This is a genomic window from Paraburkholderia sp. HC6.4b (assembly GCF_014200875.1).
GTDB classification, from domain to species: Bacteria; Pseudomonadota; Gammaproteobacteria; order Burkholderiales; family Burkholderiaceae; genus Paraburkholderia; species Paraburkholderia tuberum.
Window position 1 is genome coordinate 260,159 of record NZ_JACHDC010000010.1, and the last position, 11,063, is coordinate 271,221.

An 11,063-nucleotide genomic window follows, 5' to 3' on the forward strand; every position below is an offset into this window, starting at 1 on the left:
TCGGTCAGATCGTCGCGCCTTCGAGTTCGCCGATCATCTTCTGCATCTCGGCGCCGCCGGCCATCATGTCGAGCACTTCGTTCTTGCTGATCGTCTGTTTGGTGAACGTGCCGAGCGAGCGGCCGCGATTGAGCAGCGTGAACGAATCGCCGATCGGATACGCGTGGTGCACGTTGTGCGTGATGAAGATCACCGAGATGCCTTTGGCGCGCGCCTTGTGGATCAGCTTCAGCACGTTGAAGCTCTGCTTGACGCCGAGCGCGGCGGTCGGTTCGTCGAGAATCAGCACGCGCGCGCCGAAGTGGATCGCACGCGCAATCGCCAGACATTGACGCTCGCCGCCCGACATCGTGCCGATCGGCTGATGCGGGTCGCGCACGTTGATGCCCATTTCGGCGAGCTTGTCGCGCGCGGTGGTTGCGCAGGTTTCGAGGTCCATCACGTTCAGAAGGCCGAACAGCTTTTTCTGCGGCTCGCGGCCCATGAAAAAATTGCGCGCGACCGATAGCAGCGGCACCAGCGCGAGATCCTGGTAGACGGTTGCGATACCGAGATCGAGCGCGTCTTTCGGCGACGTGAAATGCACTGGTTTGCCGTCCACCCGGTAGGTGCCTTTGCTCGGCTGATACACGCCCGCGAGCGTCTTGATCAGCGTCGACTTGCCGGCGCCGTTGTCGCCGAGCAGGCAATGCACTTCGCCGCGTACGAGGCGCAGCGTGATGTCGTTCAGCGCGATGATGTTGCCGAAATAACGGCTGACGTTTTCCAGCGACAAAATGATGTCGTCGGTGTTTTGTTCGGGGGTGCTCATCAGGAACCTCCGTCTAGCGCGATGCCGCGACGCGGCCGCGCACGTAGTGGTTGAACAGCACGGCGAACAGCAGCATCACGCCGAGGAACACGCGGAACCAGTCGGAATCGACGTTGGTGTACGTGATGCCGATCTGCACGACGCCGAAGATCAGCGCACCGAAGCATGCGCCGATCACCGAGCCGTAGCCGCCCGTCAGCAGCGTGCCGCCGATCACCGCGGCGATGATCGCCTCGAACTCCGCCTGCAAACCGCGGTCGGCCGCGGCCGAACCGATGTCGCACACCTGAAGTACCGCATACAGGGCCGAGCAGAACGCGGTCAGCACGAACAGCGAAATCTTCACGCGACGCACCGGCACGCCGACGTTCTTGGCCGCGTTGGCATCGCCGCCGACCGCGAAAATCCAGTTGCCGAAGCGCGTCTTGGCGAGCGTGAACGCACAGACCACGGCGAGCACGAGCCACCACAGCAGCACCTTGGGAATGCCCGGCACGAGCGGCGTGCCGTTGTCGAGCAGCTTCACGAGGCCGAGGTGGCCGAGCCACACGAACAGACCTTTGAACGCGACGCCCTGGAAGAGCGTGTGCGCGAACCAGTCCTGACGCGCGACGTCGCCGACGCCGGAGATGATGGTGCGATCGGCGAACATCACCGATAGCGCGAGCGTGAGACCGCGCAGTATGAACAGGAACGCGAGCGTGACGATGAACGACGGCAGGCGCGTGCGTATCACCAGATAGCCGTTGAGCGCGCCGAGCAGCATCGAGCCGACGAACGCGAACACGATCGCCAGCCAGATCGGCCAGTGGAAGTACATGGTCGGCAGCGCGACCATCATGCCGGCAAAGCCGATCATCGAACCGATCGACAGATCGAACTCGCCGGCGATCATCAGCAGGCACGCGCCGACCGAGATCAGACCGAGATAGGCGGCGACCTGCGACCAGTTCATCACGCCGTCGAGGTTGAACATCCCCGAGTTGCCGGCCGCCACGCCGAACACGATGAACACCATCACGGTGCCGGCGAGCGCCGCGAATTCCGGTCGGCCGAGCAGATGGCGGAACCAGGATTCCTCGCGCACGCGTTCGTCGACGGCAGCGGATTGCGAGGCGGTCGTCGCAGCGGACTTCGCCGGGTCCTGCGGATCAGGCGGCGGTTGCTTGCGGTGATGGGGATGAAACAGGTCGGCGACACCCATTGAAGCTCTCCTTGATACGCCCGCGACCGGCGGGTCGGCGCAATGCCGTGGGCGTTTGCGAATCCGCTGAGCGGGCGGGCGCCGGCAAGACGCCATGCGTCCCGCCGGTCACTGCCTTTTAACCTTGCCGCCGGCGCGGCGGCTTAGGCGCGCGATGCGATGCGATGCGTTGCCGTGCGTTCAGCGGTACTGACCCGCGTACTTCAGCACCTTGTCGACGTTGGCCTTCGTGATGAAGCCCGGGCCCGAGCCGATATTGCGCGGCCCGTAGGACGGCGTGAGCCCATAAGTGGCAAGACGCTCCTTGAACTTCGGATTCGCCTGCAGGATCTCGCGGATTTTGGCCGGATCGGTGGTGTGGTCCTTCTTCACGATCGCGAGCACGGCAACCGGGATATAGCCCTGCAAGTACGGTTGCTGGTCGATCGCGAACTGGATCGTGCCGTCCTGGATGCCCTTCGCGATGTCGCTGTCGAAGTCGAACGTCGCGAACCAGATCTTGCCGGCGAGGCCCATCTGCTGCAGCGCCTTCAGCGTCGGATCGGCCGACAGCGGACCGAGCGTCAGCACCGCCTGGGTATCCGGATGATTGCGCAGGAACGCGCTGACCTTCGACTGCACGCCGGTCGGGTCCTGGCCCGTGTCGAGCGTCGAGGTTTTGAAGTTGGCGCCGATCGCTTCGGCGAAACCGCGGCAGCGTTCGAACGAAGCCGGGTTCGTCGCGTAGTGGTTCACGCACAGGAACGACTTGATGCCGGCGGCCTTGGCCTTTTCTCCGGCGGCCTTGCCGGCCGCGAACTCGGGCTGGCCGACGTGCATGATCGCGCCGAGCTTCGCGCTTTGCTCCTCGGTGCCCGAATTGATCGTGACGAGCGGAATGTGCTTCTCGGTGACCTTCGCGATCGAGCTCTTCAGCACGTCGAAGTCGGCGATCGACACGATCACGCCGTCGTAGTTGCGCGCGGCCGCCTGTTCGATGAGACGCGCCATGTCGGCGATGTCGCCGTTCGGCGGGTTGCGGTAGTCGGTCTGAACGTTGAAGTCCTCGTCGGCCTGCTTGATCGCGTTCTTGATCGTGTTCCACCACGAGTCCGAATCCGGCGCGTGGCTGATCAGCACGAAGTGGGCGTCCGCCGCGCGGGCGGCCGAGGCCGCGCCGAATCCCGTCGCCAACGTCAACGCCGTCACCAGAATCCTGAGCGTTGCCTTGCCTCTGCAAAGTCTCATTGTCTCCACCTTTCTCGGTCTGTCGTTCGTTATTGAGGGAGCGACTGGCGGGCGGCTTTCCATTCCGATGACCCACACAACGAGGCCGAAGCGCCATCGCTCACGACCAAGAGTAGGTCATCTTCCGAAGCCTTGCAAAGAAAATTTCATGACAAATAAAAATGGAAAATACGTTCCATTTGACGGGGCGGCCGCCTATACTCGGCAACGTCGGATGCACGTTGCGGCGCGCCGCGGGCGCGTCTGCCGCATTGCAGGAAACCCCGAGAGGCTGTCATGGCGGAACAGATCACCGAAGAAGCGGTGCCGAGCGTCGACGAATTGATGCAGCGCATCGCGGATACCTACGAGTCGCTGCCGCGGCAGTTGAAAAGCGTCGCGACGTACATCGAGCAGCATCGCGCGAGCGTAATGATGGATCGCACGAGCGATATCGCCGCGAGCTGCGGCGTGCATCCGTCGGCGGTCGTGCGCTTTGCGCAGCGCTTCGGCTTTTCCGGGTTTTCGGATCTGCAGGCGGTGTTTCGTCAGGCGTATACGGGGCAGGGCGTGTCGTCGTCGAGCTATCAGCAGCGCATCCGCAAGCTGATCGACGAGAAGCCCGGCACCTTGTCGGGCGGCGCGGTCGCGCGCGAGTTCATCGCCGCGTCGCGCGGCGGCCTCGAAGAACTCGAAGCGGGCCTCGACGACAAGCAGTTCGACGCCGCCGTGAAGATGCTGCAGCAGGCCGACAACATCTACGTGATCGGCGTGCGGCGCTCGTTTCCGGTCGCGAGCTACATCGTCTATGCGTTGCAGCACACGCACAAGCGCGTGCATCTGGTGTCTGGCTTCGGCGGCATGTATCGCGAGCAGATCCGCAGTGTCAGGAAGGGCGACGTGGTGATTGCGATCAGCTTCGCGCCGTACGGCAAGGAGACGCAGTACTGTCTGCGCGTCGCGCATCATCTTCAGGCGAAGACGCTCGTCATTACGGATAGCCAACTATCGCCGCTCGCACGCTACGCCAGCACGCAGCTGTACGTGAAAGAGGGCAGCGCGTTCGCGTTCCGCTCGCTGACCAGCACGATCTGCCTGTGCCAGGCGCTCTTCATCGCGCTCGCGTACAAGCTCGAACTGAACGTTGAAGAATCCAACGACACTGGAGGCTACGATGACTGACGCGGTAAACACGATCGACGTCGCCGTATTCGGCGCGGGGCGCATCGGCAAGATCCATGCGGCGAATCTCGCGCGGCAGCCCGGCGTGCGGCTCAAATACGTGGTCGACGTGAATCGCGAGGCGGCCGCCGCGCTCGCCGCGCAGCATGGCGCGCAGGTTGCGGATAGCGACGGCGCGATCGGCGATGCATCGATCGGCGCGACGGTGATCTGTTCGAGCACCGACACGCATGCGGACCTGATCGTCAAATCGGCCGCGCAGAACAAGCACGTGTTCTGCGAGAAGCCGGTCGATCTCTCGTTGGAGCGCGCGCGGATGTGCGCAGAAGCGGTGGAGCGCGCCGGTGTCGTGTGCATGATCGGTTTTCAGCGGCGCTTCGATCCGACGTTTTCCGCGTTGAAAGCGCGTCTCGACGCGGGCGAGATCGGCACGCCGGAAATGCTCGTCGTCACGAGCCGCGATCCGGGCGCGCCGCCGGTCGAGTACATCCGGCACTCGGGCGGCATCTTCAAGGACATGCTGATTCACGACTTCGACATCTGTCGCTGGATTCTCGACGACGAAGCCGACACGCTGCACGCCACCGGCAGTTGCCTCACCGACCCCGCGATCGCCGACGCGGGCGACATCGATTCGACCGCGGTGACGATCCGCACGAAGCGCGGGCGGCTGTGCCAGATCAACACCGCGCGGCGCGCTGCCTACGGCTACGACCAGCGCTTCGAAGTGCTCGGCAGCACCGGCATGCTGCAAGCAGGCAACGTTCGGCCCACCGAAGTCACCGCGTACTCGAAGACGGAAGTATCGACCGACGTGCCCGAGGCGTTTTTTCTCGAACGCTATCGCGCGGCCTACGCGCTCGAAATCGCGCATTTCTTCGACGCGGTCACGCATGGCAAGCCGGTGCGCACGACCGTCGCGGATGGCCTGAAAGCGCTCGAACTCGCGGAAGCCGCGACGCGGTCGTGGCGCGAGGGCCGTGCGATCAAACTCGGCGAGGCAGCGTGATGAAGCCCGCCACGGAGCGCGTGCGGATCGGCGTGGTCGGCCTTGGGCGGCTTGGCAAGCGGCATGCGGAGAATCTCGCGTATCGCGTGCCGGGCGCGACGCTCACGGCCGCGTGCAGTCCGCTCGAAGATGAACTGGCATGGGCGCGTGATGCGATGCATGGGGCAATGCATGGGTCGCTGCATGAGCCGCGTCTCTACACCGATTACGCGGACCTGCTCGCCGATCCGCACGTCGACGCGGTATGGCTCGTCACGCCGTCGTCGCTGCACGCGCAGCAGATCGTCGACGCATTGCGCGCCGGCAAGCATGTGTTCTGCGAAAAGCCGCTGTCGCTCGATGTCGCCGAATGCGAGCGCGTGCTGGCCGAAGCGGCGCGCTATCCGCACCTGCAGGCGACGATCGGCTTCATGCGCCGCTTCGATCCGAGCTACCGCGACGCGTTCGATAAAATCGCCGCCGGCCAGATCGGCCGGCCGTTCCTCGTGCGCTCGCAAACCACCGATAAAAACGACGACGACGGTTTCTTCGTGCGCTTCGCGGCGACCTCGGGCGGCATCTTTCTCGACTGCACGGTGCACGACATCGACGTCGCCCGCTGGCTGCTCGGCAAGCCGCGCGCGACGCGCGTGTTCGCGGCGGGCACGGTCGCGCTGCACGAGGGTCTGCGCGAATTCGGCGACGTCGACAACGGTGTCGCGATCTGCGAATTCGAGGGCGGTAAGCTCGCGATGTTCTACGCGTCGCGCACCCAGGCGCACGGCAACGATACGCACAGCGAAGTGATCGGCACGGCGGGCGCGCTGACGATCGGCCGCAATCCGCGCGCGAACCGCGTCGAGATCTACGATGCGACCGGCATTCGCAACGAGTGCACGCCGAACTTTTTCGACCGGTTCGAGGACGCGTTTCTGCACGAGGCACGCGCGTTCGTCGCATTGGTGCGAAAAGGGCCGGGGAAGGGCGATGCGGCACAGCGTGGCGCGACGCTCGCCGATGCGCTCGAAGCGACGCGTATCGGCGTGGCGCTGCGCGAGTCGCTGCAAAGCGGCGAGGCGGTGACGCTGTAACGGCGCGCGGCACGGCTCGCGTGGAAATGGGCGTCGTGGCGATGTCCGGCGCCGCCGCTCCGCCTGCTGTAAAATTTGACCCTCTGTCCGGCGTCGTCAGCGACGCCCCGTCCCGAAGGTCATCGTCGATGCAAATTCAGATTCACAAGGAAGTCGATGCGCGCGGGCTCATGTGCCCGCTGCCCATCCTGCGCGCCAAAAAGGCGCTCGCCGACATGGAAAGCGGCCAGATTCTCAAGGTGCTCGCCACCGATCCCGGCTCGCAGCGCGATTTCGCCGCGTTCGCGAAGCAGACCGGCAACGAGATCGTCGAAAGCTCGGCGCATGACAAGGTGTTTACGTTTCTGATGCGGCGTCGATGAGCTGCATTCGGTAAAACTGTCGGTCCGATGTAAAAAAGAAGGCGCTGTCCCCATTATTCGGGGTACAGCGCCTTCTTCGTTTCAGCCGGACTTTCGACGTCAGCCTTCGAGAACCGGTGAGCGGGTACGCAGATATTCTTCGAAATCGGCGGCTACTTCCGGGTGACGCAGGGCAAACTCGACGGTCGCCTTCAGGTAGCCCAGCTTGCTGCCGCAGTCGAAACGTGTGCCGTGATACTTGTACGCGAGCACCTGTTCGTCGGCGAGCAGCGACTGGATCGCGTCCGTCAGTTGCAATTCACCGCCCGCGCCCGGCTTGATGGAGCGCAGGTGATCGAAGATGCGCGGCTTCAGCACATAACGGCCCACCACGCCGAGGTTCGACGGCGCCACGCCCGGCTCCGGCTTTTCGACGATGCCCGACATCTTGATGATCGAGTCTTCCCATTCCTTGCCGTCGACGATGCCGTACGATTTGGTATCTTGCGGCGGGATCTCTTCGACGCCGATCACCGAGCTGTGATAGTGATCGAACACCTCGATCATCTGCGTCATCACGGGCGGCGTGCCGTACAACAGGTCGTCCGCGAGAATCACGGCGAAAGGGTTGTCGCCGACCAGCTTCTCGGCGCACAGCACGGCGTGGCCGAGGCCCAGCGCCTCGGCCTGGCGCACGTAGAAGCAGTCGACGTGGCTCGGCTTGATGCTGCGCACGAGTTCGAGCAGCTTGTCCTTGCCGCGCGCCTCGAGTTCGGCCTCGATCTCATAGGACTTGTCGAAATGGTCTTCGATCGCGCGCTTGCTGCGGCCCGTGACGAAGATCATTTCGGTGATGCCGGCCGCCATCGCCTCTTCGACCGCGTACTGAATCAGCGGCTTGTCGACGATCGGCAGCATCTCCTTCGGGCTAGCCTTCGTGGCGGGGAGGAAGCGGGTGCCAAGACCGGCTACCGGAAAGACCGCCTTCGTAACTTTTAGCATGTGAATACCCTGAGTCCTCTGGTTAAATCCTTGCCCGCCGTTGAGGGGGGCGGGCGCGTCGGTCAGGCCGGCAAGCGGGCCAGTTGGGCTTTCAGCTTGCCGACGGTGGCTTCGAAATCGGCCAGCCGCTTCTGCTCCTGTTCCACGACCGCCGCCGGCGCCTTCGCAACGAAGGCCTGATTCTGTAGCTTACCGTTGCACTTGACGATTTCGGCGCTCAACCGCGTGATCTCTTTCGACAGGCGTTCGCGTTCGACCGCTGCGTCGATTTCGACCTTCAACACGAGCTTGTCCGTTCCTACGATAGCAATCGGCGCGCCATCCGCCTGGGCGTCGAGCGCGGCCTCGTCGGCGATGATCTGCACCTCCGACAGACGCGCAAGTGCCTGAGCGTAAGGCGCGAAAGTACGAAGACGCTCCGCATTGCCGGTGGCGAGCAACGGCACCTTCACCGCCGGCGACAGGTTCATTTCACCGCGCAGATTACGGCATGCATCGATCACCGCTTTGAGCTCGGTCGCCCACCGCTCGGCGTCTTCATCGAGCTTCGACGGCTCCGCGACCGGATACTGCTGCACCATGATGGACGCCTCGCCCTCGGCCTTGCCTTCCGGGTAGCGTCCCGCGAGCGGCGCCACTTTCTGCCACAGCGCTTCGGTGATGAACGGGATCACCGGATGCGCGAGGCGCAGCACCGTTTCGAGCACACGCAAAAGCGTCCGCCGCGTGGCACGCTGCTGGTTCGGCTGCCCCGTCTGGATCTGCACTTTGGCGAGTTCGACGTACCAGTCACAATATTCGTCCCATACGAACTTGTATATGGCGTTGGCCACATTGTCAAAACGATAGTCGGAAAAACCCTTGACGACTTCCGCTTCCACGCGCTGCAGTTGCGACACGATCCAGCGGTCGGCCTGCGAGAAATGCAGATTGCCTTCTGGCCCGCATTCGCCACATTGCGCCGGCTGGCCGAAACCGCAGTCGTGGCCTTCGCAGTTCATCAGCACGAAGCGCGTGGCGTTCCACAGCTTGTTGCAGAAGTTGCGATAGCCTTCGCAGCGCGCGAGGTCGAAATTGACGTTGCGGCCGAGCGTGGCCATCGACGCCATCGTGAAGCGCAGCGCGTCGGTGCCGAACGCCGCAATGCCGTCCGGAAACTCCTTGCGGGTCTTCTTCTCGATCGACGCGGCCAGCTTCGGATTCATCAGGCCGGTGGTGCGCTTCGCGACGAGCGCGTCGAGGTCGATGCCATCGACGATGTCGATCGGGTCGAGCGTGTTGCCCTTGCTCTTCGACATCTTCTGGCCTTCGGCGTCGCGCACGAGACCGTGCATATAGACCGTTTCGAACGGCACCTTGCCCGTGAAGTGCGTGGTCATCATGACCATGCGCGCGACCCAGAAGAAGATGATGTCGAAGCCGGTGACGAGCACCGACGACGGCATGAAGTGCTTCAGCTCTTCGGTTTCGTTTGGCCAGCCGAGCGACGAGAACGGCACCAGAGCGGACGAGAACCACGTGTCGAGCACGTCTTCGTCGCGCTTCAATGCGCCGGTGTAGCCGGCCGCGACGGCCTTCGCGCGCGCGTCCTCTTCGGTCTTGGCGACGAACACTTCGCCGTTCTCGCCGTACCACGCCGGAATCTGATGACCCCACCACAGCTGACGCGAGATGCACCAGTCCTGGATGTTTTCGAGCCACTGGTAGTACGTGGTGGTCCAGTTTTCCGGCACGAATTTGATCTGGCCGTTGCGCACGACGTCGAGCGCGGTTTCGGTGATCGACTTGCCCGGATTGAACGTGCCTTCGGGCGCCGGCTTGCTCATCGCGACGAACCACTGGTCGGTCAGCATCGGCTCGATCACGACGCCGGTGCGGTCGCCGCGCGGCACCATCAGCTTGTGCGGCTTGACCGATTCGAGCGCACCGAGCGCCTCGAGATCGGCGACGACCAGCTTGCGGGCTTCGAAACGGTCGAGGCCGCGGTATTTTTCGGGCGCGTTGTCGTTGATCTTCGCGTCGAGCGTGAGGATTTCGATTTGCGGCAGCTTGTGGCGCAGGCCGACCTGATAATCGTTGAAATCATGCGCGGGCGTGACCTTGACGACGCCTGTGCCGAATTCGCGGTCGACGTAATCGTCGGCGATGATCGGCACTTCGCGGTTCGACAGCGGCAGCGTGATGGTCTTGCCGATCAGGTGGGCGTAGCGCTCGTCTTCCGGGTGCACCATCACGGCGGTGTCGCCGAGCATGGTTTCCGGACGGGTGGTGGCCACGGTCAGATGGCCCGAGCCGTCGGTCAACGGATAGTGGATGTGCCACAGGTGGCCGTTTTCTTCTTCGCTGACCACTTCGAGGTCGGATACGGCGGTGAGCAGCACCGGGTCCCAGTTCACGAGGCGCTTGCCGCGATAGATCAGGCCCTGTTCATACAGACGCACGAACACGTCGCGCACGGTGGCCGACGTCTTGTCGTCCATCGTGAAGTATTCGCGCGACCAGTCGATCGATGCACCGAGACGACGCACCTGATTCGTGATCGTGGAGCCGGATTGCTGCTTCCACTCCCACACGCGCTCGACGAACTTCTCGCGGCCGAGGTCGTGGCGCGACACGCCCTGCGCGTCGAGCTGGCGTTCGACGACGATCTGCGTGGCGATGCCTGCGTGGTCGGTGCCCGGCACCCACAGCGTGTTCTCGCCGAGCATGCGGTGATAGCGGGTCAGGCCGTCCATGATGGTCTGGTTGAACGCGTGGCCCATGTGCAGCGTGCCCGTGACGTTCGGCGGCGGCAGCTGGATCGAGAAATCCTTGCGGTTCGCGTCGAAGGAGGGCGCGGCGTAGGTGCGCTTTTCCCATTCAGGGCCCCAGTGGGCTTCGATGGTGTGGGGTTCGAAGCTTTTTGCAAGCGTCGAGGTCGGGTCGCTCGGGGTGTCGCTCATGTTTCTGTTAAAGGCAGGATTTTGGAGGCGGGGAAGGGTTGATTATAGCTGGACGAGGTTTTTTGCCGGCCGGCGGCCGGTGTGGACAGGGGTTATGCTTTTTTTCGTTGTTCTGGCTTTGTTGGCCTTTCCTTGTTGTCTTATCGGTCTATTAGCGTTGCCCCTGTGCGGGGCGGGGCTTTTTTCGTTGTTCTGGCTTGGTTGGCCTTTCCTTGCTTTGTTATCGGTCTATTAGCGTTGCCCCTGTGCGGGGCGGCACCTACTTTCTTTGCTGCTGCAAAGAAAGTAGGCAAAGA

At 63.4% G+C, this 11,063-nt stretch carries 10 protein-coding genes; 5 read left to right on the forward strand and 5 right to left on the reverse strand.

What is annotated here, in order from left to right; all coding sequences use genetic code 11:
* Window positions 1-4: 4 nt before the first annotated feature.
* The 3 genes from HDG34_RS17615 to HDG34_RS17625 form a co-directional block, all read right to left on the reverse strand.
* Window positions 5-811 (reverse strand): ATP-binding cassette domain-containing protein, encoded by an 807-nt coding sequence (locus HDG34_RS17615; RefSeq protein ID WP_184061477.1) that lies wholly within the window; start codon window positions 809-811, stop codon window positions 5-7.
* A 13-nt stretch (window positions 812-824) separates the two neighbouring features.
* Window positions 825-2,015 (reverse strand): ABC transporter permease, encoded by a 1,191-nt coding sequence (locus tag HDG34_RS17620; RefSeq protein WP_184061478.1) that lies wholly within the window; start codon window positions 2,013-2,015, stop codon window positions 825-827.
* 180 nt (window positions 2,016-2,195) lie between these two features.
* Window positions 2,196-3,242, reverse strand: a complete 1,047-nt coding sequence (locus tag HDG34_RS17625) for a sugar ABC transporter substrate-binding protein (protein ID WP_184061479.1) — start codon at window positions 3,240-3,242, stop codon at window positions 2,196-2,198.
* 276 nt (window positions 3,243-3,518) lie between these two features.
* On the opposite strand from HDG34_RS17625, the gene HDG34_RS17630 reads away from it, so the two are divergent.
* The 4 genes from HDG34_RS17630 to HDG34_RS17645 all read left to right on the forward strand — a co-directional run bounded on the left by HDG34_RS17630 (window position 3,519) and on the right by HDG34_RS17645 (window position 6,844).
* Window positions 3,519-4,403: a MurR/RpiR family transcriptional regulator gene (locus HDG34_RS17630; protein WP_184061480.1), complete on the forward strand. Its 885-nt coding sequence runs from the start codon at window positions 3,519-3,521 to the stop codon at window positions 4,401-4,403.
* Entirely contained in the window at window positions 4,396-5,412 is a 1,017-nt protein-coding gene (gene iolG / locus HDG34_RS17635) for an inositol 2-dehydrogenase (protein ID WP_184061481.1), read from the forward strand. Before HDG34_RS17630 ends, iolG begins: the two co-directional genes overlap by 8 nt.
* On the forward strand, window positions 5,412-6,482 hold the full coding sequence (locus HDG34_RS17640; protein WP_184061482.1) for a Gfo/Idh/MocA family oxidoreductase: 1,071 nt from the start codon (window positions 5,412-5,414) through the stop codon (window positions 6,480-6,482). The genes iolG and HDG34_RS17640 overlap by 1 nt, the downstream gene beginning before the upstream one ends.
* A 134-nt stretch (window positions 6,483-6,616) precedes the next feature.
* On the forward strand, window positions 6,617-6,844 hold the full coding sequence (locus HDG34_RS17645) for a sulfurtransferase TusA family protein (RefSeq protein ID WP_026225937.1): 228 nt from the start codon (window positions 6,617-6,619) through the stop codon (window positions 6,842-6,844).
* 99 nt (window positions 6,845-6,943) lie between these two features.
* Here the strand turns inward: HDG34_RS17645 and galU are convergent, their stop codons facing one another.
* Window positions 6,944-7,825 (reverse strand): UTP--glucose-1-phosphate uridylyltransferase GalU, encoded by an 882-nt coding sequence (gene galU, locus HDG34_RS17650; RefSeq protein WP_090801031.1) that lies wholly within the window; start codon window positions 7,823-7,825, stop codon window positions 6,944-6,946.
* Window positions 7,826-7,887: 62 nt separating this feature from the next.
* A complete protein-coding gene (locus HDG34_RS17655; protein WP_184061483.1) occupies window positions 7,888-10,767 on the reverse strand; it encodes a valine--tRNA ligase in 2,880 nt (959 codons plus the stop codon).
* Window positions 10,768-10,848: 81 nt separating this feature from the next.
* On the opposite strand from HDG34_RS17655, the gene HDG34_RS38645 reads away from it, so the two are divergent.
* Window positions 10,849-11,063: hypothetical protein (locus HDG34_RS38645; RefSeq protein WP_221309162.1), on the forward strand; the 215-nt coding region annotated here is incomplete at its 3' end.